The sequence below is a fragment of the Lactiplantibacillus sp. C232 genome, from assembly GCF_023806725.1.
Lineage (GTDB): Bacteria > Bacillota > Bacilli > Lactobacillales > Lactobacillaceae > Lactiplantibacillus > Lactiplantibacillus plantarum.
This window is the reverse complement of the sequence record NZ_JAMSKZ010000003.1, coordinates 171791-196845: the sequence shown is the minus strand read 5'-3', so window position 1 is coordinate 196845 and position 25055 is coordinate 171791. Positions and strand designations below refer to the sequence as shown.

The following is a 25055-nucleotide window of genomic DNA, read 5'->3' as shown; positions in this document are numbered from 1 at the left end:
TTTTGATAGTATCACCCCTTAGCGCTTATTTTGACGCCGTTTAATTACCCAGAATATGATTAAAGCAATGAGCAATAATACTAAAAACACGATACCAATCAACCAACCCCAAGTAGTTGGAGACGTGACGTTAACAGCATCCGTAGCGCCAACTACAAAATCTTGCTTTAGCGACCAGACATGCGGCTTAGCGAACTTTTCATCCGTAGTTCGATACTTGACGTATAGAGTGTAAGTCCCAGGTAAAATGATCCCCCGATTAGTACGCCACTTTAATGGTAAGTCAAAGTTAGAATTAGGAGCCATCGAACTACTTTTTAGATCAGCCACCGCGAGCTTTTTGGTCTGCCCAGCTTTGCTAACGTAGGCAGTGACAGTCCCTTTGCCTAGAATTGAAGCGTGGTAATTTTGAATATTACCGATAACTGTCTTGATGCCACTCCGCTTTTTTAATTGAACATCAGCCAAGCGTAATTTTGGCAATGGATCACGATTTGACGTTAGTTTGATCCCCACATTGTAGGCATATTCGCTAGTTAACGTCGCCCCCTTAGTTTTAAGATGTTGATCTGCAATTTTAACTTGCCAACTTCCTAAAATAATCCCTTTGTTCAATTTCGTTGGCGTTTTTAACTGTGCCCGCACGATCCGTGATTTATTAGCTGGAATCGTCGTTTCCTCATCCGGTACGGTAATAATATCAGCTAGTTTTACTTTTAAACTAGTATCATCATTCAGATTAGCAGCACCATAATCAATAACACCTTTCGCATTAGTATACGATTGTAGGAATTGATTTTTGACTTTAATTTCATGATTTAAGCGATTATTAACACGCATCGCTAACGAATATGTTCTCTTCGGTTGAATTTTAAAATCCCAATAATAAGCGTCCTTTGATAATTGTTGCTTTTCATTAAGCATTGGCTGAACATCAAAAGTTACCGCATTATTGGCCGTGTCAGCAGCATGGCCAATCACAGTCATACCAGCCAACAAAGTCATTATTAGGGTTAACATCCCTAATAATAGCTTCTTATTCCAGCCGTTCATAAAAGGGCCTCCCTTCAAAAAAACGAGTTAACTATTCAACATAGCCACTCGTTTTCGTTCATTAAGCCGTTGGTGTCGAGTTCAATGTCCAAACAATATTCCCTGAATAATTCTTAGCGGCTGCGTGACCACCTTTAACATGTAATTGCACATTATTAATATTCCAGTATTGTTGGTTGACTCCCATACCTTGACCGTCACCAACTTTAGACCCTGCCGTGGCTGTTGCAACATCGGTTGTCGATGAAGCGCCGGCATTGAGCACAATTGGTGTTGCAACGGTTGCCTGGTTCGCATCCGCCGCAGTGACCCAAGATTGTTGATTAGCTTCCCCTGTCAGATATTGTGGTGTCCCACCACTTAAAACAACTGACGCGTTCGTTAACACTTGGCCGTCAGAAGCCGTAATATCAGAAAGCTGTGCCTTTAATTGCCAGCCAGCACCAGTCCCCCGTGAGTCAGAAACTTGCGTGTAAATGATATCATTACCATTTTTCTTACCACTAGTCGTCACATTTTGGGTCTTATCATCATTAGCTGTCGCAAGGCTCTCCTGACTAGCATCTTTTGAAAGTAAAGTGTAGGCCGTATCAACATTAGGTTGCGTATGCGTCCCAAAATTAAGATACGTTGGTACCGCATCTAACGAAAGTGGCCCGTTGTTCCCAGTACCACCGCCGCCAGGATTATCCGGATTGTCTGGATCAACAGGATTAGTCGAACCACCGTTAGACGTAAACGAAACATCTGCTTGAGACTTTCCAGTTGAAGGCAAGGTGTCCGCGGAAGCTCCTAAATTATTGAATGATAAACAAGCAATACTGGCTACTGAAACCAGCATAGCTGCTTTGAGCGTACGTGACTTTGTCATAAGTCAATTCCCCCTAAAATTTAATTAGCATATTAATCTTCTTCATCAATAGCGCGTAATACCTTTTTGTACAAACATATTAATATTTAAATCAATATTATAAATTCACCTTTATTAATAAACTTTTAGCAAACTAATTGACGAAGAATATTTATATGTCTATACTGGATAACTTAAATCAGTCATTATCCTTGAACCAATTAAAGCATACCAATTAAAGTTAATCAAGTACACTATTATGTACGTTTACTATTTGTATAAAATTCACTATTTTTGTAACTTATGGGGGAGGAACTGTCCATTGAATTTTCCAGAGCTCAAACTTTCTCAAACAGAACGCGATTTCAATTTTGATTTTGCTATATTGGAACATGATTTAAGTTATTTTTTCGAAAAGCGTTGTCTTGACTACGCCTTGGAACATATCAATAGATTTAATCACAAAATCAAGGATAACTTATACAACGTCCGCCCACTCATTCTAAAAGAAGCCTTAATTTCACTAACCTGTGATCTAGCAAGTGTCAGCTTTTATCATTATTTGAACATGATCACATTCGTTAACTTAAGAAAGGACATTTTGCATTACCTCACAACAACAACACTAACGAATGATGATTTTATGCAACTTTTAGAGTCAATCGTTAACAATTATTTTAGCAATCTTGATACACTTGATATTCCAATTGATGGTACCCGCCTCTCTAAGCAAGTCGCGCTAGTTGTCTATTATATTGATAATCATTGCGATGAGCCATTAAGAGCAAATACCATCTTAGAAGAACTGACGTTAGATCCTGAATACACTAAGCGTAAATTTCGTAAAGAACTAGGGTTTACCATCAACTTCTACATTCGCCACGCTAAATTACAGCGAGCAAAGCAATTATTAATTAATACCCATCTTCCTATAGGTGAAATTGCAGAAAGAATCAACTTCTACAATAGCGCCGAATTTGCACGCCAGTTTCAAAAAGAATTCGATATTACTCCGAGTAAATATCGCGAGTTGAATCAAATTTTTTATAAAGAAGAATAAATAGGATATTTACTTTGTACAATAAAATATTTTTTTGTGTTTTAAAATTCGCATATAAGTTTAATCACTCTTAAACTTGATATTAATTCTGCAATATCAAGCAAGCTCCTAACCAAACCTTGAACGCGCTATTAGGTTAAAAGGCAACCAAAGTTCATATGAGTAAGACGAGTATTTGTCCGCTCGTCTTATTTATACAAATCACCCAATCAATGTGACTACTATACAAACAGTAAGCGCTCACTTTTTCCAAAAATAATTACTAATAAGTCTTATTTTAAGTACAAGCACGGATTATATCTGATAGCGCAAACAACCAGCTTGACACCTATTACCATCGAGACTTCATAGCACCTATCGTCTTGATCATTTCCGAATCACGATCAGTGGTCATTAATGATTACAAAAACAACCCTGTTAGCACCAAAAGACGCCAACAGGGTTGTTTTTGTAATTATCTTTAATTATAACTGACACTCAATTAAGCTTCAGCCCGCTTCAAATCAGTATCAGCATACGTTGCCTTTTTAGTTTGCTTGCTAGCATCTTCATTAACAAACTTGTCCATAAACTCTTCAACCAAATTCAAAGTCTGATATTGTTTAGCTAAACTGAAGCTTTGACGCCATTCCCGGTTGCGTTGAATCAATTCAGTAAAGACTTCATGTTCAATCCGAGCGCCTTCTGGTGTTAACTTTAAAACTTTGTTACGACGGTCATGGTCTTCAGCTTCTTGATATAAGTAATCTTTCCGTAATAAGCGACCAATTAAGCGTGAGATTGCTGAACGCGTCACACCGTGACTTTCGGCAATATCCATCAGACGGATCTTACCTTTTGCTTCAGCAATATCATATAAAATGTAAAATTCATCCAAAGTAATCCCATGTTCCGTTGCAGGTTCAGCAAACATATCTGATAAGTTTTTAAAGCCATGTAAATACATATGGCTAAAGCGATTAAAAAATTCCATATCTTCATTCATTATTCAAGTCTCCCTTTCACTAGTCGAATTATCATTAAATTCCCAATCATAATTCGCCCCATACTTTTTTCATAAATTAGTAAGCGTCGTTTATCATTTCCCCGCTTTAAAGTGTACTAGTATATTTTACGAAATACAAGTAATTTAGATTACTTTAATATTAAATTTTTATTTCAGTACTCAAGTCAAGGGTCGCGTGTTTATGCAGATACGTGATGAATTGCTGATAATAATAGTCAGTATTATACTTGGCTGTGCTCAAATAAATTTGATCAATTTTCTCAGTATTCTCACCTAATAACAAGTAAAACGCTTGGTCGATATTTTCTGCAATCATGCCAACACTAGCTCTTAGAATTTTACGCTTGAAAAAAACAGCCATACCACCAGATAACGCGAAGTTCAACGCGTATCTAATCATAGCAGCTTCACCTTCTACGCCGATAGCTTCTAGCCAGTCTAGTGTCACTAGCACCATCTCAGTCGTCAGTTCCGGACTCTCGAAGATGTCCTGAATAAAGTGTTCCATGGTCGGATTTTCATCTAACATCCGTAAAACAAAGCTCATTTGAATCATTGTTCGCTGATACGAAGACAGCATGGTCAGCTGTTCATTACTATAGATAAAAGCACTAAGCGTCAACTCATTTAACATCGTACTTAATAAAACGATTTTCTTCGGGAAATAGTGTTGTAGCAACGACTTACTGATATCACAGGCAATGGCAATGTCCTTCATCTGAACGTTCGCATACCCCTGCTCGGCAAACAAGCGAAACGCTGTATTAACAATCTCCATTCGCCGTTGCGTGTTCCTTCTTCGTGGCAAGAAAGGTGCCTCCCTATCACTGATTTTCAATCATTCTCTTTTAATAAACTATACTAATATAGCTTTGAACGCAAGTGATAATTTAATTGGAAAGTTAATTAATAACAGCCTCAACTATCAAAATGATCATTACTTATCAATAAAATCCGCGAGTACTTCCAACTACAAGTTAGTTAACAACCACTGCGGCTTAACGTCTTAATCGTCTAAACGCACTAGCAGCTATTCATCAGCCAAAAAAGAAAACGCTTTCTTATGTGAAAGTTTGTGCTAAAATTAACTTATCAACTTGCAGGGAGGCTACAATATGAGCACTAAAAATTCTTATCAATTAGCCGATATCGGTCGCCATAATCCGATCTTTTCACAGATCCGTTCTACCGTCGAAACGGCCTTTTACGGTAATAATATGCACCACGTTGATGATATCGCTGCCGCTTACCACCGCGCTACTAAGGACCCCGGAACCGTTATTACGGACCTCCCAATCTATCGCGCAACGGATTTAGGCTTACCAGCTGATGCAAAAATGTTGATTGCCAATACGGGTAAGGTTGTTGGCCGAACCGCACAAGCGCGCCGGATTCTAGGCAACCCGGGCGTTAGCGAAGCCGATATGGCCGGTCGCCTACGCCAAGCACTATTTGCTAGTGCTCACAAGGACTTCATCACGACGGACGTTCTGGTCGGTTTAGACGAAGACTTCATCGTGCGGGCCCACCTCGCGATTCCGGACGGTTTTGCCAATAATCTACTTTCTTACATGCTTAACTTCCAGCCCATCACCGCTGCTTATCAAGAAATGTTCGATCGGTCCGTTGCTTATCCAGAAGGCGATATTTACATTTACGCTGACCCTACTTACCATGATCCAGATTATCCAGACGGCCTGGCTATTTTTGATCCGCAACATAATACGGCTGCCATTCTAGGAATGCCATACTTTGGTGAGTTGAAGAAATCGACTTTGACCTTAGCTTGGTCGATCGCCCATCGTCACGGCTTCGTTGCTTGTCACGGTGGCTTGAAGGCCTTCCACTTCAAGGACAAGCAAGACCAAGTCTTCGCCATGTTCGGGTTATCAGGTTCCGGTAAGTCAACACTAACCCACGCTAAACACGGCTATAAATACGATATCACCGTTCTCCACGACGACGCCTTTGTCATCAATCGCAAGGATGGTAGTTCCGTGGCCCTCGAGCCCTCTTACTTTGACAAAACCAACGACTATCCGATGACGTCCGATGAGACCAAGTATTTTATGACGATCCAAAACGTCGGCGTCACCTTAGACGATCAGGGTCGCAAGGTCCTTGTCACTGAAGATCTGCGCAACGGTAACGGCCGGACGATCAAGTCACGGTACGCTTCGACTAACCGGGTTGATAAGGAAGCCGCTCCCATCAATGCAATCTTCTGGATTATGAAAGATGATAGCTTACCACCCGTGATTAAAGTAGATGATCCCGTATTAGCAGCGACATTCGGCGCCACTTTAGCGACCAAACGGAGCTCGGCCGAAAATATTATTGGTAATGTCGACCGTAACGCCCTAGTGATCGAACCATTTGCAAACCCATTTAGGGTCTATCCACTATCAGAAGATTACCATGATTTCAAGGCACTCTTCGAAGAACGCCATTTAGATTGTTATCTATTGAATACTGGCTTCTTTGGCGATAAGAAGATTCCTAAGGAAATTACCTTGGGTGCGCTGGAAGCCATTGTCAATGATACGACCAAGTGGGAGTCATTCGCAGGCTTGGAGCACATGCAAAACCTAAAGTTAGCTGATTTCCCAGTTGATTATGCCAATGCAGACTACCGTAACTTGGTCGCCACTCGTTTAGGAATTCGGGCTAACTTCATTGATCAATATCAACACAACAATCATGACCAGCTTCCCCATGAGATTACTGATATTCTAGTCCACCTACAAGATCAATTAAAACAACCAATTACAAAATAGGATGGCATTCGTTCCCCGCTTCAGACCAATTAAGGTTATAATAAAAGTAGCAGGTATATGGCACTGAACTTTTACGAATTCTAAAAATCGGGGTGAGGAGCATGGAACTACCATTAAGTCAATTATCAGAAAAGCTCATCAGTTTTGAACGCGAGCACCATCTTACAGATAACGACCTTGCGTTTGGCAGTCAATTATCAGTTGAACGGATTCACAACATTAAATCTGGTGAAGCAACGCCAACTCAGGAAGAATTGCAACTGTTGAAGAAATTCATGAATAGCAAAGCCAAAGCTTAACTGCTAGTTCAGCGATAAAGCCTAATTGGCGCAAAGATCCTCACTAAAAACTGGTCGTCCATTCGACCAGTTTTTTTGTTACCTACCATCCAGATTGCATTTTAATTTACCCTGTTATCACCTCGTGCTATACTCGGCACAACTTATAAAGATAAGGGTGACCAACATGGCAATGTTATACGGTAAACACAATCATGAAGCTGAAGAATACTTGGAACCAGTCTTTGGTGCGCCTTCTGAACAACATGATCTTCCTAAGTATCGGTTACCAAAGCATTCATTATCCCCTCGAGAAGCCGATCGCTTAGTTCGTGATGAATTATTAGATGAAGGCAATTCACGACTGAACCTGGCAACTTTTTGTCAGACCTATATGGAACCCGAAGCCGTTGAATTGATGAAGGATACGCTGGCTAAGAATGCCATCGACAAATCTGAGTACCCCCGCACGGCCGAGATTGAAAATCGGTGTGTGAACATTATTGCCAATCTGTGGCACGCACCTGATGACGAACACTTTACGGGTACCTCTACGATTGGCTCCTCTGAAGCTTGTATGTTAGGCGGTTTAGCAATGAAATTCGCCTGGCGTAAACGCGCTCAAGCGGCAGGTTTAGATCTGAATGCCCATCGACCTAACCTCGTTATTTCGGCTGGCTATCAAGTTTGCTGGGAAAAGTTTTGTGTCTACTGGGACGTTGACATGCACGTGGTCCCAATGGATGAGCAACACATGGTCCTTGACGTTAACCACGTCTTAGACTACGTGGACGAATACACAATTGGTATCGTCGGTATCATGGGCATCACTTATACCGGTCAATATGACGACCTAGCCGCACTCGATAAGGTCGTTACTCACTACAATCATCAGCATCCCAAATTACCAGTCTACATTCACGTTGACGCAGCGTCAGGTGGCTTCTATACCCCATTTATTGAGCCGCAACTCATCTGGGACTTCCGGTTGGCTAACGTCGTTTCGATCAACGCCTCCGGGCACAAGTACGGTTTAGTTTATCCCGGGGTCGGCTGGGTCGTTTGGCGTGATCGTCAGTTTTTACCGCCAGAATTAGTCTTCAAAGTTAGTTATTTAGGTGGGGAGTTGCCGACAATGGCGATCAACTTCTCACATAGTGCAGCCCAGCTCATTGGACAATACTATAATTTCATTCGCTTTGGTATGGACGGTTACCGCGAGATTCAAACAAAGACTCACGATGTTGCCCGCTACCTGGCAGCCGCTCTGGATAAAGTTGGTGAGTTTAAGATGATCAATAACGGACACCAACTCCCCCTGATTTGTTACCAACTAGCCCCGCGCGAAGATCGTGAATGGACCCTTTATGATTTATCGGATCGCCTATTAATGAACGGTTGGCAAGTACCAACGTATCCTTTACCTGCTAATCTGGAACAACAAGTCATCCAACGAATCGTCGTTCGGGCTGACTTTGGCATGAATATGGCCCACGATTTCATGGATGACCTGACCAAGGCTGTCCATGACTTAAACCACGCCCACATTGTCTATCATCATGACGCGGCACCTAAGAAATACGGATTCACACACTGAATCATCACGTTATTTTGATAAAATAGTTAAACTTCAGAAAATAATTATTATCACTCGTGGATACAAAAAATAGCACCATCCAGATTCTGACGAACCGGGATGATGCTATTTATCCATTTAAGGGATATTAATTACATGTGGATAGCAAAGCTTGGTGTGTAGTAAGCTGTGCTCTTAATTGAAACAGTTTCACCATAAGTTGGTGAAGCGATGTATTGGCCACCGCCTAAGTAAATCCCAACGTGGTAAGGTGCTGAATCAGAACCCCAGAAAATCAAGTCGCCAGCTTGGGCTTGGCTGAATGATACGTGAGTACCAATCGTAGCTTGAGCATATGTGGTCCGACCGATTGAACGACCAACCTTAGCAAAGGCAGCTTGCGTGAATGCAGAACAATCCATTTGTTCGTAAGGTGTGCCAATGAAGGTCTTAGCAGCAGCAATTACTGAACTGTATGATGCAGTTGAACTAGTCGTTGATGTACTAGTTGATGCTGAAGCACTGTAGGCCGTTGCAGTAGCAGTCGTTGTTGATGAACTAGTCGTGTTACTTGCAGTTGAGCTAGCTTGTGAGCTCGTTGAAGTAGCAGCTGATTGCGTACTAGTTGCAGTCGTGCTAGTAGACGATGCTACTGAAGTTGAGCTTTGTGATGCTTGTGAAGCTGAACTTTGGCTAGCTGAGCTTTGTGAAGTTGCTGAACTAGTTACAGCACTTGAGCTAGCTTGTGAAGCTACTGAACTCGTTGAAGCACTTGAAGTGACACTGCTTGCACTAGCAGTTGAAGTGCTACTTGATTGAGCAGCTACTGAGCTACTTGATACTGCTTGGCTCGTACTACTTGCACTAGTAGTTGATGAGCTGGTAGCAGCAGCGCTAGTAGCTTGTGAACTAGTTGAAGTTGCGGCACTAGTTGACTTAGCACTGCTTGCACTAGCAGTGGTCGTCTTAGTCGTAACCTTTTCACCAGTTTTAACGCCAGGAATATTGATGGTTTTACCAGCAATAATTAAGTTAGGGTTGCTTAAGCCATTAGCTTCAGCAATCTTGTCAACAGAAACATGGTACTTTTGTGCGTATGCCCAAACAGTATCCCCTGCTTTGATTGTCATTGAATCGGCATTGGCAACTGCTTGACTAGTAACTAACATACCAGCTAAAGCAGCAGTTCCTAACATCACTTGTTTAATATTTACTTTCACTTTAATAATGATCACTCCAAAAAGAATGTCACGTATGTACTTCAAGCCAACGTCTATACTACTCAATTTGTGTTACATACCAATACCAGCAAAATAACAATATGTTACGAAAGTTACAAAACCGTAACAATAATTAGCCATCGTAACATTTTCGCGCTGAAACCCTATCATACCGGCATCGTTTTATTACTAAAATTTGAAACTATTTAGCAACTTTGACGAAAAAAAGTTATTTTTATTTTAAAAAGCCGAATTTCCAGTGACAATTCCTGGAAATTCGGTTAAATTTCAATTTAATTACGACCAAACGTTCGGCTAATTTGGACTATTTAGATATTCGTTGGCGATGATGCGTTCGCGGTAATCCTAATAGCCATCGAATATCATTACCCGTAAAGTTCAACTTCAAGAATTCGCCACTTTGTCCCTGTTGATACATGGTCGGTAATACCTGGTCTTGCAACTTGATCACTTGCTGTGCGATCTCTTCGTCAAATAAATATTGCCGTGTCGCGGCAGCAATTTCACCGACCGTAAAAATCTGAGCAGCATTAGCAAATATCTGCTCTTTGCCCAGCGCCAACTGGGCTTGTTTAAACTGGGCGTAGGATTGATCCAAGACTTGGCCTGCTTGAGTTTCCAATGCGGTTACTGTGGTCATGATGCGCACCTCCTAAATTTATCCCTATTGTAACCGCCACCGCTGACTTTGACCACGCTAAACCATGCTTTTTAAATAAAATTTGCTATACTAAAATGACAAAGGGGAAATTAACTTGACGAATACAGACAATCGTTATTATCAACCAACCGACATCAAAGATGCGCTTCAAACAATCCAAAAATTATTTAATACTTATACCGATGCCCCATTAACACCCGAATTAATGGCCTACCATCAAAAATTAGTTAATCAGTTAGCTACTAATTTATTACCACTAGCACAACAACAACATGACAAATTACGGATCACCCAAATTAATTCAATGATGGCCGTTATGCAAGATTGGCTAAAATTAAGGCTGAATGGTCAAGTCTTCGGCGGCAAAATGCAACACTTCAAGTTTGTCAGCAACCAAAAAGCACAGTACAAACGACGAGTGCATAAAATTCGTGGCAATCAAAATCATCGTGCTAGTCGCCATTGATGACCAAACTAGACTTGCACGACTAGCATTTTGCGGTATACTAAAAGTGTATTGGGCCCTTAGCTCAGTTGGGAGAGCGCCTGCTTCGCATGCAGGAGGTCGTCGGTTCAAATCCGGTAGGGTCCATTTTAATAGACATCAAAAACAAGGTGTGTTGCAATCGAAGTCGATTGCAACACACCTTGTTTTCGCTTCTAAGTTACATTTGCACTTTTTTAAGTAACATTGCGTTATTTCAAAACAAATACTATTTATTCGTTTGTTACCTAATAAACTAATCGTGCAGTTTTCCTCTTATATGAATTGTAACTGACGAATTGCCCCCGTAACATATCAAATAATAACTACCGCTCGTTTTATTTAGTTTTCCAGAAAACTTATGTGAACCTTTACTAGTTCTTACAGTACCAAACTTTTTATCTGGACCGACTACACTACGATATAAGCTAGCGTATGTTTTTCCTGCACCTGTTTTACTGGTAATCTTTAAATACCCATACTTTCCATTTCGCAAATAGTGCCAAACACCATTAGTTTTACCATTGGATCGTCCATTCGCTGATCCGTAAGTTTTATATGAAACATTGACACTTTGAGATGCTGCATATGCATTTAATGTGATTGTTCCACTTACAAATAAGATCATAGTCATTAGTAAAATAGCTTTTTTCATATCTTCTCCTTTAATTAAAAAACTCTAAACATATCTGATTCTATGTTAAATATTGGTTTTATCACTTTATAAATACAAAATCCCAATAAGTAACCTAGCAAATTCAAAATGAGATCATTTATATCAAACGTTCTACTTCCAAGATAGAAAAAGGCCATTATTAATTGTGTCATCTCAATTCCAATAGTTGTAAGTATTCCTACACAAATATTAAATTTAAACGCACTCAATTTGTGCGGCCAAAGATAGGCAATCAAAATCGACAGTGGTAGTATTAGCGCAATATTGCCCCAAATTTGTATTGGTGTGTACTTACTAATTTCCAAAACATTAAAATTAGCCAGATACTGTTTTCCGAAACCATAACGATATGCTTTTGATCCAAATTTAAAAATCATCATCGGAAAAATCGTCACTTTTATCAGAGCATAAATATAGATAAAAAACATTATCAATCCACTTATTCTAAAAAAAGTCACGCGTTTTTTAGAAATTTGCCTAACAAGGATTGCCAAAAATAGCGGGATTAAAACAATTAATACAACCCCAGAATCAACAATATAGTCTGGGCCAAAGCCATGACCATTAATCATCATAATTACATTACCTCCCATAAATTTATTTCCGGCTATAAAATTTTGCCGTTATACTAGATTATCTGGCTAATAATCAAATCTTCAAAGAATATATTGGTTGCTGTTAGAAACTGGCGGGCGCTTTTATCTAATCATCACTAAAGAACCTAGCAGGTTACATAGGTAGCCTACTAGGTTCTTATCTAAAGATTTTCATTAACTTAACCTACTCGATAGGAGATTAAGTTAATGAAAAAAATAATTACTATTATGTTAACACTCACTATAATTCTTTCAGTTGAATTACCAGCTAGCGCTGCCAATCTACACGTAGCACACACATCTTCGTTATCCTGGAGGGCAAGCTACGATATTAAAACAAAAGGAAACAAGATCATCAAAATTTCGCACATTAAAACATTTTCTTACATTGGCAAAATTGTCAGTAGAAAAATCATTCGAAACAGCAATAGTAAAGTAACTCTAAGAATGGTCAAAAAGGTTGGGACAGTAAATTATATTATTAAGTTAATTGCAAAGATAAAAAACAAAAAATTATTCATCTCGACTACTTAATCGGATATACTGTCGTTTTATTATTCCACGAAAAATTATCATTGTATATCACAAAACAATTTACAAGACTAACAACTATTGCAATAATTGAAACAGCAATGATTGATTTGTATAAAATATTATGCTTACTATTTCGCCATATCACATAACTAGGTATCAAAACGCCAATAGGTGCAATTAATGTTGAAATAATTGAAAGCATCATCAAGAGCAATCCTTTCATCACATTTTGATACTTTAAAACATTAACTTTATCAACCTTCAAATTTTCATGACTAACTTTTACGTTAGCAGTATCTTTTTGCTCAACTACTTGTTTCTTATGGTTAACTCTAATTAAATTATCAACCGGAATACTATAAATATCACTTAAACGAATAAGGTTATCTAAATCAGGATATACCAATCCCCGTTCCCATTTTGAAACTGATTGTCTAGTAATATTTAGGATATTTGCAATATCATTTTGTGAGTAACCTTTGTCAATTCTTGCTGCTTTGAGTTGGTGAGCTAAATCGTGTTCGATTATTTTTACACTCCTAAATTCTTATTGATTATTTCTCTAATTAGGATACTTTAAATAATTGAATATTCTGAGAATATCAAGTACCTTGTTTCTTCACAATATGTATTTACCAGACAAAAAATAGCGAGCTATCGTTCTAACAGATAGCCCGCTAACTTCATATTCAACTATACTCCAGCTCGCAACCACGCATTCGTTTCCTTGTACAATCGCTCAACTTCTTCTGGTCGATCCGTCCCTAATAAATCCTGACTAATTTGACCACCGGCAGCTTGTCGGACATAGGCTAGGAATTGATACGAGGACCGTAAACCGTTAAAATCTTGAGGTATCACGTGTAAATCCTGTCCCACAATGACTGGTCGTAAATTATCACTTTCGTTAATTGAGGTCAATCGACTAATCTTCCACTTAGTATCACGGCGTTCGACGCGGTAAATCAGTCGCCGATATGATTCTAATTCCGCTAAAGTACCATTGACCATCATGCGCATATGCGTCGTGGTTGGTAGTTCCACGTATGCCTTATCGCCATTCAGATGAACGACAGGCGTACTGACGCTCCCCACAATAACAAAGCGCGGATCAACTTCCTTCGATTCTGCGCCAATAAATGTACTTAGTGGTCCTTGTTGCCAACTAGTTGCCACAGTCGCGTCGGCGTAATAGCAATCTCGGATTTCAGGGTTATGCCGGGCACGAAATAAGCGCTCACGGGCCACTAGTTCACTAATTAGTGCCATATCAGTTCCGTTACTCATTGACGATTTCCTCCAATCATTTTAGCAATCACCGGCCGACATTTCTCGGCGATCAATGACAACGCTATTCAAAAACCAATGACGATGCCAGTCGCCACTTAATGCCGTAAATGGCACCGGCGTCTTCCCGCCTGCTTCCACCTTTTCAATCAAATAATTACGTAAGATCCACGGATCGTTCAAAGATTGTTGTGTTAAGTCAAATAAGTGATCGAGCTTAGTTGCACTAATCGCTAAATCATCAGCTACCTGGGCTTTCGTAAGACCAGTCAACGCAAAGTTAGCTTGTAATTCATCCCGGGTTGCCTGCATTTGTTGTGCGTTTAATGACATTATTTCGTTCCTCCTATAATTTAAATAACGTGGTTGCCGTGCCAAACGCGATTTGAGCCCGTTGTTCATCGGTCAAGTCGGCGATATCCAGGAAACTTCCACTCGTCTCCGGCTGCTTATACGGGTAATCGATCGAATACATCAGGTGATCCGCCCCCATCTCCGCTAACATAAATTGCAACTGAGGTGCACTCAAAATACCACTTGGCGTCACGTACACATTATGCCGATAATAAGTACTAAATGGATACTGCAAGTCTGTATATGTTGTTAACTCATCATCCAAACGTTCCAAAAATAGCGGGACTAGTTCGCCCCAGTGTCCTGAAATGAGTTTCAAGCCAGGCAATTTATCAAAAATACCACTAGCAATCATCCGTATCACTTGAATCCCAACATCCATATGCCAACCATAACCGGCAGATGATAAGATCCCCGTGACAACGTCAGACCATTGGTTACTTTCAAAATAATGACTCGTTACTGCTTGCGGAATAAATGAGGGGTGAAAATACACGGGGACATCAAGCGTCGCAGCTGCTTCAAAGATTGGTAAGAAGAATGGCTCATCAAAAAATTTATTCTGATAATTTCCTTTCAGCAACACACCCCGTAATCCCAGCGTCGTCACCGCTCGGTTTAATTCAGCGACCGCAGCTTGCGGATCACCAACTGGTAGAACGGCTAACCCAGCATAACGATCAGGATGAGCCGCCACCGCTTTCGCTAATTCATCATTAGCTAATTGTGAGAATGGAACTGCTTGTTCCGGCGATAAGTTCTGTGGTGATGAATTACCATAAGATAACACCTGCATATCAATGCCCGATTGAGCCATAAATGCCAGGCGTTCATGCTGGGTGTCTTGCATAATTGCAGGACTCGGTAAATTGTCCCGCATGTACTGGCGTAGCGCTGGACTAACTGTTGGTAACGCAGCGTTACCAACAGCTTGACGCATTGCGGCAGTCACAGCTGCCGATTCAAAATGCTCTTCAACGGTAATTAATTTCATTAGTCGACAATCTCCTTAATTGGTCAGCTATATCTAACTGTGACAGCTATTATAGACGCTTTCACATGCTAAAAAAGGGACGTTTTGAGACATATCACAAGTTGGTGTATCATTGACATATGACAAAATTAATTATGAACAATCAATTGCATATTGATCAGCGAACTCATCAAACTCATCGTAAATTGATTACTGCCCTGCAAGCGAATTTCAAGGCTCAAAAGATCTTCAACGAGTTAACTGTCAAACAACTTTGTCTGGATGCTCACGTTGGACGTGCCACTTTTTATCGCCATCACCAGGATATTGAAGATATCATTGTGATTGAATACTTAATTGCCTTACAACAGTTAGGACAAGCGTTAAATGACTTAACTACCACATCTTACGCGACCATTGCTGGTGCAATCGTCACGACGCTTCGCGCGCATCTGGATCTCCCCTTACTCGTGTCATGGGCACAGTGTCGCGATCGGGTCATCCCATTAGAAGTTGGTTTTGCCCAACAGCTGCTAACTAGCTTAGCCATCCATCCTAAGCAACGGCATTTTATGGCAACTTATCTCGGCAACTGTCTTCATCAGTTAGCTTGGCAACTTGCGACCACGCAGCCAACACTCAGCAGAATTGAGACTTACCGGCTATTTATTCAATTAATTCCTAATGTCTTACAAGCACCAACAATTCCAACTGACTAATCCGTTTAGTTATCATGATACACACCACGGTAGTTTGGCCGCCTGTCCCTGATGCTGGCGAATGTCGTCATTATTCACCCCCGCCGTTTGCCTTTATTTGACGCTACCCGTACCACCATGTACGCTAACAATATCAAACAATTTATGGAGGAAATATACCATGCCAATCAATCCAAATCGCGCCCAAGATGTCTGGAAGGATGTCGGTGAACACGTTCAATTTACCGTTCTTCAATTAAATCGTCAGGATCAGCAACACGACCGTGAAGTCTTTCAAGAATTTGCAGATCGGTCACAAGCCATCATTCGCTCGTTACGCATCCGGGACGCCAAACCTGAAACTGGTACCCAATTAAAAGTTAGCATCGGCATCAGTAGTGCCGCTTGGGATTACCTGTTTCCTGGCGCACCCAAACCTAAAGAATTAGAAACTTACACCACCTTAAGTGGACCCAAATACACTATGCCAGCAACACCCGGCGACCTCTTCTTCCACATTCGCGCAAGCAACGAAGCGGTCGTCTACGAATGCCAAACGCAGTTCCAGCGGGTTTTAGCGCCAATCACGACCGTCCTCGATGAGACGAAGGGCTTTCGTTACTTCGAAGGCCGGGCCATCATTGGCTTTATCGACGGTACGGAAGCGCCGGCCGTAGAAGATGCCGCTGATTATGCCTTAGTTGGTGACGAAGATCCCCAGTTCATCAACGGTTCTTACGCCTTTGCACAGAAATGGCAACATGATATGCCCGTGTGGGAACATATGCACACCGAGGATCAGGAAAAAGCCGTGGGCCGTGAAAAATTCAGCGACTTCGAGTTAGAAGACGAAGACAAGTTTAAGAATGCTCACAACGTTGCTTCAAAATTGGAAATTGATGGTGTCGAACAAAAAATCGTTCGGATGAATGTCCCGTACTCCAATCCAGCAGCTGGTAACACAGGGACGTACTTCATTGGTTATGCCCGTCACTGGACGGTTACCAAAGGCATGCTGCAAAACATGGTCGACCAAAGTGACTTTTTACTAACTTTCTCCACCTTACTATCCGGACAAGCGTTCTTCATTCCATCACGTGACCTGTTAGCTCAAATTGCAGATGATGATTTTTAAGCTATTACTAGCGTACTCGTTTTGACGTTAAGGCTTCGATTAGGAACGCGCTGTCAAAAAAGGCAGTCTTGATTGGTACTTAATAAATACCAATCGAGACTGCCTTTATGTTATTTTAACTTTAGTTTAACGGTTTATTCACGAACAATATTAACAGCAACGAAATCAATATCGTAGCTTTATATTGATTATCATTCCTTTTCACGGTAACTGGCAACTAACATCTGCTATAGTAGTAAGTAAAGCAACTATCAGGAGGTATCATTTATGGCAAATCGTTATTTACATAATGTCCAAGGTTTGTTCGACACCATCGCGCCGAACTATGATCGGATGAATAACATCATCAGTCTCGGAACGCATCGTCATTGGCGCAAGCAAACGATGGCCCAAATCCATTTAGCGTCTAACGCCCATGTTCTTGACCTCTGTTGTGGTACGGGTGATTGGACGATCGCGCTGGCTAAAGAATTACAGGCACCCGGTGAAGTCATCGGATTAGACTTTTCAGCCCCAATGTTAAAACTGGCACAACAAAAAGTGACCCAGCAACAGGTTGCCGATCGGGTCTGGTTGCGCCGCGGTAATGCGATGCATCTTCCGTTTAAAGACAACACCTTTGACCTCGTCACGATTGGCTTCGGACTCCGCAACTTGCCTGATAAAGCCCAAGCTTTAACTGAAATTTATCGCGTCCTAAAACCGGGGGCTCGCTTGGTCTGCTTAGAGACGTCCCAACCCGATCAGCCATTGATTAAACCAGTCTGGCAGTGGTATTTCACAAAAGTAGTCCCACTATTCGGGCGCTTATTCGCCCATCAATATCAGGAATATTCCTATTTACAGGAAACCACTCGTCACTTTGCAAGCTATCAACAATTAGCAACGATGTTTCAGCAAGCAGGCTTTCAAAATGTTCACTTCCAACGGTTCAACTTTGGGGCCGCAGCGGCTCACTTTGGGACTAAGGAGGCCAAGTAATTGGACGAACTGACCGCTTTCAATCAATGTCTGGCTTGGTTGACACACACCACCGCCTTGCCTGAGCACCTCGATGGCCTGGTCCTTTGTGGCAACAGCCTCCCAGCAACAGCCACTGCAGCGGGCCAGTTAGCCCAAGACTATCAATTACCACTACTCATTATTGCGGGCGGCGTCGGCCACGCCACTAAGTATTTGCGGCAAAACTTAAACCTGCCAAAATCTCAAGCTAGTGAGGCTGAGTTGATGGCGACGCTTGTTCGAAAGACTGGCTATCAAGGTAGTATCCGCCTCGACAAGACTTCTACCAATACCGGTAGCAATGCCACGCATGCCCGCGCGTTAGCCCCCACCGATTGGCGCCACGTCCTACTCGTACAAGACCCGTTACTCGCGCGGCGGACTACCCTAACGTTCTCAGCCAATTGGTCCAATGCCAACTTTATTCGCTATGCGCCGGCGACCTTGCAATTAAACCGGCTACAACCAATGCAATTTACGCCAAACACAATAGTAGCTGGCTGGCAACCTGCTTATTTTACTGAACTCTTACTCGGTGAATTTCAACGCCTAGTGGATACCCCCACCGGTTATGGTCCCCGTGGTCAGGGCTTCATCGCCCATGTGGATATTCCCGAAGAAGTTCTCGCTGCGGCCCGGTATTTACAGTCGCAATCACTACACCGCCAGCGTTAACGTTTATTTTTAAAATCTAGTAGTGCCACCAAAAAATCCCGTTTCACTGCAGCAGAACATTGCTACAGTAAAACGGGATTTTTATAAGATGGGTTGATCACGATTTAAAAACATCTGGATACTGTGTCCGCAACGCTTGTGCTGTTAATTCGCCCGCCATCCGGGAGCCAGCTAAATCTAAATGCACCCCGTCCGTGGTACTGAGTTGCCAAGTAGCCGTTTCAATGAGTTGCAATTGCATAAATTCAGCCACGACCGCGCGAATAATCGACGCAAAATTCTGATTAAACGGGATCATTACAGCAAGCCGGCTATTCGGGTAAAGCGTCTGCACCTGATTAAGGAAGCGGCGCAAAACTACCGTGAACGTCGTATCATCCGTATGACGATCATTAGTACCAACATTAATCACAACTAAATCCGTGGGTACTGGTTGCCACGTCGTTTTACTATCCACGGCTGTTAAAACCTCCGGCAGTACCGGTACGCCACCAGTTCCTGGTTTACTGAGACCAACGGCACTATAAGCAATGCGGACATTCCGTGCATTCAACAAGTCACTCGCAACCGCCGCATAGTTGGCTTCCGCGCGATAATCTTCGGCAGGGTTCTTACCCATGACCCAGCAGCCGGCCGTCAGTGAATCCCCAATCCACGTCACACTGTGTCGGCCTAACCGAACTGGCTGTAACTCACCATCTGTCGTCAGGGCTTTCACTGTAAAACCTTGATTGCCATCCCACACACGGTCCTCATCAGTATTACCACTCAAAACTACCCGTACCACGTGAGGCCGACCATCCAGTGTCAACCATAGGGGGTCATTCGTCACCGCCTGCCGTTGAAAAGGCAAGCCATCAATCTGGATCGCCACCCAACTCGGTAGCTCATACGCCAACGGCAAGAATGTCAACCGCACAAAACTAGCATCAGTGACTTGAAAATCGATTTCAGCACCCAAATTAGTGCTATACATCACGTCTCGATCCGCAATTTGCTTGACCGCCCAACGCCCCTGAAAGTATGCCGGCATCAAGGGCTGATTGGCCTGCGTTATTTGATAATCCACGTTTTTCCCTCCTATACCTCTTGTTTACTCAAACTTGATCATCCTACCTATTCTTCCGTTAACTTGTCATGAAACATGATTAAAACATGCCATTTAGTTGGCTTACTGTTCGTCAGCCGGTGAGCGTTCTATTCCGACCTCCGGGGCTGGATGACAATTGCTGGAACGCAGCCGACGTCGATTTGAGCTAACGCACAAACCGCGTCATCTCAAATACGAGTCTTATTCTAAGCCGGAAGAAAGGCACTTCCGACTAAGAATAATTTGGCTACTGAGCATTGCCATCCAGCCCCTCCAGTCGGGAAGCCGCTCGAATGGCAGATGAACGGCCACTTAACTTGGTACAATTGGTCGTTGACTATTTTGATAATGGAATTTTAAACGAGACTTTAAGGTTACATTAACCACTTTGTCGAGACGTTCGATTATTACTATAGTGATTTCGAAATAGTGAGCTATCAAAATGTTACCTTCTACCTGACAGTTGCTCGACAAAATTACTGTTTATAAAGAAAAATGATGAGTCCAATAAAAGTTGGGTACATCTCCGTCTGCCATTCGAATACTGTCCCGACTGGAAGGCGTTTCTGACAATGCCCAGTGGTGAAATTTCACTTAGCAAGCGTCCTTTGCTTGGTTAGTGAAAGGCCAGTATTTAAGACGTGTTTTTTCGGCTCAAATCTGTGCCCACCACGTTCCGGCAATTGGCAGAAATGCCTGGAGGTCGGCGTAGGACGAACGAACTAAGCAGGTTTACGCTAACCCGAACTGTTTCCAGTGGGTCTAAGCTGGCTGCTTTTGAATTTAAAAAATGGCATGTTTTAATCATAATCACTGCCAGCAATCCAGAATTAATACTGTTATTTTTCAAAACTTGACGCCTATCAAGTTGCCATCAAGCTGAACTCACTATACTAGGGTCATCAAATCAAATAAGGAGTTGCAAATTATGAAATTCCAATTATTTCTCACTAAACATACGAATCACATTACATTAGTTACGGGGATTCTGATTGTCCTTGGGATGCTCAGTAAATATCTCTTACAATTTACGCTCGGTTACCAAGTCATTTTAGCAGTTGCTTCAATTATTGCCGTCATTCCGATTGCGGTTCGTGCTTGGAGCGCACTTCGGAACAAAGTTTTCAGTATTGAACTGTTAGTTAGTATCGCAGTGATTGGGGCATTCATTATTGGTGAATTCAACGAATCCGCAATCGTTACTTTCCTCTTCTTGTTTGGCTCCTATCTCGAAAGCAAGACCTTGCAGAAGACGCGGACCGCAATCAAAGGCTTGACTGACATGTCACCAACTACCGCAACTTTAGTTACTGATGATGGCACCGAAGAAGTCGACGTTGATGATGTGGACGAAGGTGACGTTGTCCTAGTTAAAACTGGGAGTCAGGTTCCCGTTGACGGGATTGTTGTTGAAGGTAACGGCTACCTTAACGAAGCCTCAATTACGGGTGAAGCACGCCAAATCAACAAGCAACTCAAGGACTCGGTTTACTCCGGAACAATGGTTGAAAATGGCTATCTGAAGATCAAAGCGACTCAGGTTGGCGACGACACGACTTTTGCCAAAATTATTGAATTGGTTGAAGAAGCTCAAGATACCAAGTCCAAAGCTGAAAAGTTCATCGACCGCTTTGCTCAATATTATACGCCTGCCGTCCTCGTTTTAGCAGTCTTAGTCTTCGCCTTCTCCCGTGACTTCCGCTTAGCAATCACGGTACTGGTTCTCGGTTGCCCAGGTGCCTTAGTTATCGGTGCCCCAGTGTCAAACGTTGCCGGAATCGGGAATGGTGCCAAGCGTGGTATCCTGATCAAGGGTGGTGAAGTCGTCGATACTTTTGCCAAAGTCGATACCCTGGTCTTCGATAAGACCGGTACTTTAACGGAAGGTAACACTGCCGTTACAACCATGCACACTTACACAAACAATGCGGATAATCAACTAGCTCTCGCTGCCGCTATTGAGGGCGTTTCCGACCATCCGTTAGGCCAAGCAATCGTCAGTTATGCCGACCAGCAGTCAGCGGGGGTCGCTCCCGTCCTAGATGACACTGAAACCGTTAAGGGCCAAGGAATCTGTGCACAAGTCGGTAAGCAAGAAGTTGTCATTGGTAATCAAAAAATGTTGACGGCTCATAATATCAAACTAAATCCTACCCAACTCAAAGATCTCAATGGTTTACAAGCTGGTGGTCAATCAACCGTTATCATGGCAGTCGACGGACAAGTTCAACTCATCTTCGGGATTGCCGATACGATTCGTCCAGGCGTGAAGGATTCCCTCGCCGCATTAAAAGCCCAAGGAATCAAGAAACTCGTTATGTTAACTGGAGACAATGAACTCACCGCTCAAGCCGTTGCCAACGAATTGAACCTAGATGAAGTTCACGCCAACCTCTTGCCAGAAGAAAAAGTCGAATACGTTAAGAAACTAAAAGCAGCCGGTAATACGGTCGCCTTTATTGGAGATGGCATCAACGACAGTCCTTCAATCGCTAACGCCGATATCGGAATCGCAATGGGTAGTGGGACTGACGTTGCCATCGACACATCCGATGTCGTCTTGATGCAATCAAGCTTCCCCGCATTAGTACACGCCCACGGTCTCGCCAAGAAAACTGTCTTGAACACTCGTGAAAACATCTTCATCGCCATTGCCACCGTGGCCTTCCTACTGATTGGGCTAATCTTCGGTTATATCTACATGGCCAGTGGGATGTTTGTCCATGAAGCTAGTATCTTAGTCGTTATCTTCAACGCTATGCGGTTAATCAATTTCCAAACCAAGTTCGACAAACACCAACCAACTAAAACCATTCAAGCAGCCACAGCTTAATCAAGTCTCCCCAACTTGGTTACAGGCCTAGCAAAAAATAACGGTCCGCCGACTAGTCTTCCCCAGCTAGTCGGCGGACCGTTTTATCATATTGCAATCAAAAATGATAGACCAATAATAATTTCATAAATACGCTCGGTTAATTAATTGCGATTATAAACCAAAAAAGATCTTATAAATCCAAATTCCAATAACGGCACCAACAATTGGGGCAACCACGGGAACCCAACTATATTCCCAGTGAGAACTACCCTTGTTCGGTACTGGTAATAACGCGTGTACTAGCCGTGGTCCCAAGTCACGGGCCGGATTTAGGGCTGGACCGGTTGGACCTCCTAACGAAATAACCATGGCAGCAATCAAAAGTCCAACGCCAATATTGGCGATATCGATATTTTGATGAAAAAACATCCCGCGATATAATCCCATGGCACCAAAAATCAGGACTGCGGTTCCTACCATTTCCGTAACAAAACCGTTTAACTGACTGTTCGCATGATCACTAGTTGCAAACGTCCCTAAGACCGCCTCATTATCAGTCGTTTGCCGATAATGGGGCCAGTACAGTGCCAAAATCAAGCATTGGCCTGCAATTGCTCCTAGAAATTGCCAGATTAAGTAAGGCGCAACGTGCGCCCAGGGAAAGATTCCAATCACGGCTTGCCCAATCGTAATCGCGGGGTTTAAATGGTTACCAGAAATCGAGCCAAACATCATGGCTGGGAGCATGACCCCCAGTCCATATCCCGATGCAACCAGGAGCCATCCTCCATTGGCGAGTCCTGGATCATCGTTACCAGTCGTGTTCTTCAGGAATGCGTTAGCGACAGCACCATTACCTAGTAGTACTAGGATCAGCGTGCCAAAAAATTCAGCGGCGTAGCGTGCTTCCCATGAACCTGTCATCTGTAAATCCTCCTCGTAAGGTACCGAGCATCTATGATAATTTGAAGATACCAGATAAAACTGTTTATGTAAACGTTTTATTTTGCTTAAATAAGCGGTTTCTAATAATTCAACATAATTCTACCAGATACCCTGGGTTGTATAATTATGAAGCGCTAGTATAACACGCTCGCGTCAACATGAGATCTTCAACGTTAATGCTCGCGATCACAACTAGAAGATTCTCAGGTGACGCTAGCTTCCACAACAAATCGTTATTATCTAATTACCCAATACATCAGTCCTTTTTAAATCCCTCCACGGCCAGAAGCAGAATACTTGCTCGTGTATACCTATGGGGGTATATTGTTTAGTGACAAATACTTACTAAAGGAGTCAACTAAAATGATTAAAGAAATACATGACCAAGATTTTGCCAAAGAAACAGATACTGGTATCGCCGTTATTGATTTTCGCGCAGACTGGTGCCCACCATGTCGCATGATGGACCCAATTCTTAAGTCCCTTTCTGAAGACCCCGCTTACAAGGACCAGGTCAACTTCGTTTCATTGAATATTGACCATGACCAAGCTACGGCCAGTCAATTCCAAGTTCAAGGAATTCCAACCTTCCTGATTAAGAAAGATGGCCAAGTCGTCAGTCACATGGTCGGAGCACGTCCTAAGCCTGATTTTGAAACCGAACTCAAAAAAGTACTTGCCTAATTACGAAGGGGGCATCATGAATCATGGCAACTACTGAAGAATATGTCACTAGCAAGCAGATCAAGACCCGGCTGAAACGCTCGGCTGGTCAACTGGACGGCGTTTTACGTATGATGGACGAAAATCGTCCTTGCGAAGATGTCTTAGTTCAACTTTCAGCAGTGAAATCAAGTATCGACAAGGCCATGAAACTCGTCATCGCCCGTAATATTAATAATTGTGTAGATGCGATGACCACGGCTGATATTCAGAATCTTGAACACTCCTTGGATCTACTGCTAAAAACCAAATAACGCCAAAAAAGACGGTGTCGCCAATCTCAGTTGGTTATACCGTCTTTTTAGTGCCAGTTGACTCAGTTAAGCACCGTATCTGTCAGGCAACTTATCGAGTCAATCTTTCCAATCGCCCTTTTTCCAGTCATCATGGTTCCAATCATCTTTTTTCCAGTCATCGTCGTCATCACTGTGGGACTGCTCGGCATCCTTGGGCGCTCGTTTTGCTCGCTTCAACAGTACCGCCGTTGAAACCACCGTTACGAACCCAGTCGCAATAATAAAGACAAATGTCCACATCACAATGTCACTAATCGCCATCTCGGGGTC

27 protein-coding genes and 1 tRNA gene are annotated in these 25055 nt (G+C 42.4%); 13 read left to right on the top strand and 15 right to left on the bottom strand.

The window, feature by feature from the left end:
* Positions 1–18 precede the first annotated feature (18 nt).
* Positions 19–1053 (bottom strand): WxLIP family cell surface protein, encoded by a 1035-nt coding sequence (locus MZO41_RS04950; protein ID WP_058906937.1) that lies wholly within the window; start codon positions 1051–1053, stop codon positions 19–21.
* A gap of 61 nt (positions 1054–1114) precedes the next feature.
* The gene (locus MZO41_RS04945; RefSeq protein WP_003643001.1) at positions 1115–1924 is read right to left on the bottom strand and encodes a WxL domain-containing protein; all 810 of its coding nucleotides are present in this window, start codon (positions 1922–1924) and stop codon (positions 1115–1117) included.
* A 301-nt stretch (positions 1925–2225) separates the two neighbouring features.
* On the opposite strand from MZO41_RS04945, the gene MZO41_RS04940 reads away from it, so the two are divergent.
* A complete protein-coding gene (locus tag MZO41_RS04940; RefSeq protein WP_013356013.1) occupies positions 2226–2963 on the top strand; it encodes a helix-turn-helix transcriptional regulator in 738 nt (245 codons plus the stop codon).
* A gap of 481 nt (positions 2964–3444) precedes the next feature.
* On the opposite strand, the gene MZO41_RS04935 is transcribed toward MZO41_RS04940, so the two are convergent.
* Complete coding sequence (locus MZO41_RS04935; RefSeq protein WP_003643003.1) at positions 3445–3948, bottom strand: MarR family winged helix-turn-helix transcriptional regulator; 504 nt, start codon at positions 3946–3948, stop codon at positions 3445–3447.
* A 160-nt stretch (positions 3949–4108) separates the two neighbouring features.
* Complete coding sequence (locus MZO41_RS04930) at positions 4109–4747, bottom strand: TetR/AcrR family transcriptional regulator (RefSeq protein ID WP_003645533.1); 639 nt, start codon at positions 4745–4747, stop codon at positions 4109–4111.
* A gap of 337 nt (positions 4748–5084) precedes the next feature.
* Between MZO41_RS04930 and MZO41_RS04925 the strand changes: the two genes are divergently transcribed.
* The 3 genes from MZO41_RS04925 to gad all read left to right on the top strand — a co-directional run bounded on the left by MZO41_RS04925 (position 5085) and on the right by gad (position 8621).
* Positions 5085–6746 (top strand): phosphoenolpyruvate carboxykinase (ATP), encoded by a 1662-nt coding sequence (locus MZO41_RS04925; RefSeq protein ID WP_013356014.1) that lies wholly within the window; start codon positions 5085–5087, stop codon positions 6744–6746.
* A gap of 101 nt (positions 6747–6847) precedes the next feature.
* A complete protein-coding gene (locus tag MZO41_RS04920; RefSeq protein WP_003643006.1) occupies positions 6848–7045 on the top strand; it encodes an LBP_cg2779 family protein in 198 nt (65 codons plus the stop codon).
* Between the two features lie 172 nt (positions 7046–7217).
* Complete coding sequence (gene gad / locus MZO41_RS04915; protein WP_033099018.1) at positions 7218–8621, top strand: glutamate decarboxylase; 1404 nt, start codon at positions 7218–7220, stop codon at positions 8619–8621.
* A gap of 131 nt (positions 8622–8752) precedes the next feature.
* On the opposite strand, the gene MZO41_RS04910 is transcribed toward gad, so the two are convergent.
* Positions 8753–9820 carry a C40 family peptidase gene (locus tag MZO41_RS04910; RefSeq protein WP_013356016.1) on the bottom strand — a complete coding sequence of 356 codons (1068 nt, stop codon included), beginning with the start codon at positions 9818–9820 and terminating at the stop codon, positions 8753–8755.
* Between the two features lie 325 nt (positions 9821–10145).
* Positions 10146–10481, bottom strand: coding sequence for a hypothetical protein (locus tag MZO41_RS04905; protein WP_003645529.1), 336 nt, complete (start codon positions 10479–10481; stop codon positions 10146–10148).
* Between the two features lie 115 nt (positions 10482–10596).
* On the opposite strand from MZO41_RS04905, the gene MZO41_RS04900 reads away from it, so the two are divergent.
* Both MZO41_RS04900 and MZO41_RS04895 read left to right on the top strand, forming a co-directional pair.
* Entirely contained in the window at positions 10597–10968 is a 372-nt protein-coding gene (locus tag MZO41_RS04900) for a hypothetical protein (RefSeq protein WP_003643535.1), read from the top strand.
* Positions 10969–11021: 53 nt separating this feature from the next.
* Positions 11022–11094: transfer RNA gene (locus MZO41_RS04895), tRNA-Ala, on the top strand.
* A gap of 148 nt (positions 11095–11242) precedes the next feature.
* On the opposite strand, the gene MZO41_RS04890 is transcribed toward MZO41_RS04895, so the two are convergent.
* The 6 genes from MZO41_RS04890 to MZO41_RS04865 all read right to left on the bottom strand — a co-directional run bounded on the left by MZO41_RS04890 (position 11243) and on the right by MZO41_RS04865 (position 15427).
* The gene (locus MZO41_RS04890) at positions 11243–11641 is read right to left on the bottom strand and encodes a hypothetical protein (RefSeq protein WP_033098933.1); all 399 of its coding nucleotides are present in this window, start codon (positions 11639–11641) and stop codon (positions 11243–11245) included.
* Positions 11642–11655: 14 nt separating this feature from the next.
* Positions 11656–12237 (bottom strand): VanZ family protein, encoded by a 582-nt coding sequence (locus tag MZO41_RS04885; RefSeq protein WP_013356017.1) that lies wholly within the window; start codon positions 12235–12237, stop codon positions 11656–11658.
* 547 nt (positions 12238–12784) lie between these two features.
* Positions 12785–13318, bottom strand: coding sequence for a helix-turn-helix domain-containing protein (locus MZO41_RS04880; RefSeq protein WP_072533880.1), 534 nt, complete (start codon positions 13316–13318; stop codon positions 12785–12787).
* Between the two features lie 167 nt (positions 13319–13485).
* Positions 13486–14079, bottom strand: a complete 594-nt coding sequence (locus tag MZO41_RS04875; protein WP_011102156.1) for a nuclear transport factor 2 family protein — start codon at positions 14077–14079, stop codon at positions 13486–13488.
* A 21-nt stretch (positions 14080–14100) separates the two neighbouring features.
* Entirely contained in the window at positions 14101–14412 is a 312-nt protein-coding gene (locus tag MZO41_RS04870) for a DUF2316 family protein (RefSeq protein WP_011102157.1), read from the bottom strand.
* Positions 14413–14425: 13 nt separating this feature from the next.
* Entirely contained in the window at positions 14426–15427 is a 1002-nt protein-coding gene (locus MZO41_RS04865; protein WP_013356019.1) for an amidohydrolase family protein, read from the bottom strand.
* A 119-nt stretch (positions 15428–15546) separates the two neighbouring features.
* Between MZO41_RS04865 and MZO41_RS04860 the strand changes: the two genes are divergently transcribed.
* From MZO41_RS04860 to MZO41_RS04845, 4 genes are all read left to right on the top strand, one after another.
* Positions 15547–16125, top strand: a complete 579-nt coding sequence (locus MZO41_RS04860; protein WP_011102160.1) for a TetR/AcrR family transcriptional regulator — start codon at positions 15547–15549, stop codon at positions 16123–16125.
* Between the two features lie 160 nt (positions 16126–16285).
* Positions 16286–17239 carry a Dyp-type peroxidase gene (locus tag MZO41_RS04855; protein WP_011102161.1) on the top strand — a complete coding sequence of 318 codons (954 nt, stop codon included), beginning with the start codon at positions 16286–16288 and terminating at the stop codon, positions 17237–17239.
* A gap of 267 nt (positions 17240–17506) precedes the next feature.
* Positions 17507–18220, top strand: coding sequence for a demethylmenaquinone methyltransferase (locus MZO41_RS04850; protein WP_011102162.1), 714 nt, complete (start codon positions 17507–17509; stop codon positions 18218–18220).
* On the top strand, positions 18221–18916 hold the full coding sequence (locus tag MZO41_RS04845) for a YdcF family protein (protein ID WP_011102163.1): 696 nt from the start codon (positions 18221–18223) through the stop codon (positions 18914–18916).
* 97 nt (positions 18917–19013) lie between these two features.
* Here MZO41_RS04845 and MZO41_RS04840 read toward each other — a convergent pair whose 3' ends face one another.
* Complete coding sequence (locus MZO41_RS04840; protein WP_011102164.1) at positions 19014–19985, bottom strand: SGNH/GDSL hydrolase family protein; 972 nt, start codon at positions 19983–19985, stop codon at positions 19014–19016.
* Positions 19986–20934: 949 nt separating this feature from the next.
* Between MZO41_RS04840 and MZO41_RS04835 the strand changes: the two genes are divergently transcribed.
* Positions 20935–22839, top strand: a complete 1905-nt coding sequence (locus MZO41_RS04835; protein WP_011102165.1) for a heavy metal translocating P-type ATPase — start codon at positions 20935–20937, stop codon at positions 22837–22839.
* A gap of 153 nt (positions 22840–22992) precedes the next feature.
* Here MZO41_RS04835 and MZO41_RS04830 read toward each other — a convergent pair whose 3' ends face one another.
* A complete protein-coding gene (locus tag MZO41_RS04830; protein WP_003645580.1) occupies positions 22993–23745 on the bottom strand; it encodes an MIP/aquaporin family protein in 753 nt (250 codons plus the stop codon).
* A 384-nt stretch (positions 23746–24129) separates the two neighbouring features.
* Here MZO41_RS04830 and MZO41_RS04825 point away from each other — a divergent pair, with 384 nt between their 5' ends.
* Complete coding sequence (locus MZO41_RS04825) at positions 24130–24450, top strand: thioredoxin family protein (protein WP_013356021.1); 321 nt, start codon at positions 24130–24132, stop codon at positions 24448–24450.
* 23 nt (positions 24451–24473) lie between these two features.
* Positions 24474–24743, top strand: coding sequence for a metal-sensitive transcriptional regulator (locus tag MZO41_RS04820; RefSeq protein ID WP_013356022.1), 270 nt, complete (start codon positions 24474–24476; stop codon positions 24741–24743).
* A gap of 99 nt (positions 24744–24842) precedes the next feature.
* Here MZO41_RS04820 and MZO41_RS04815 read toward each other — a convergent pair whose 3' ends face one another.
* Entirely contained in the window at positions 24843–25046 is a 204-nt protein-coding gene (locus MZO41_RS04815; RefSeq protein ID WP_003643025.1) for a hypothetical protein, read from the bottom strand.
* Between the last annotated feature and the right edge of the window lie 9 nt (positions 25047–25055).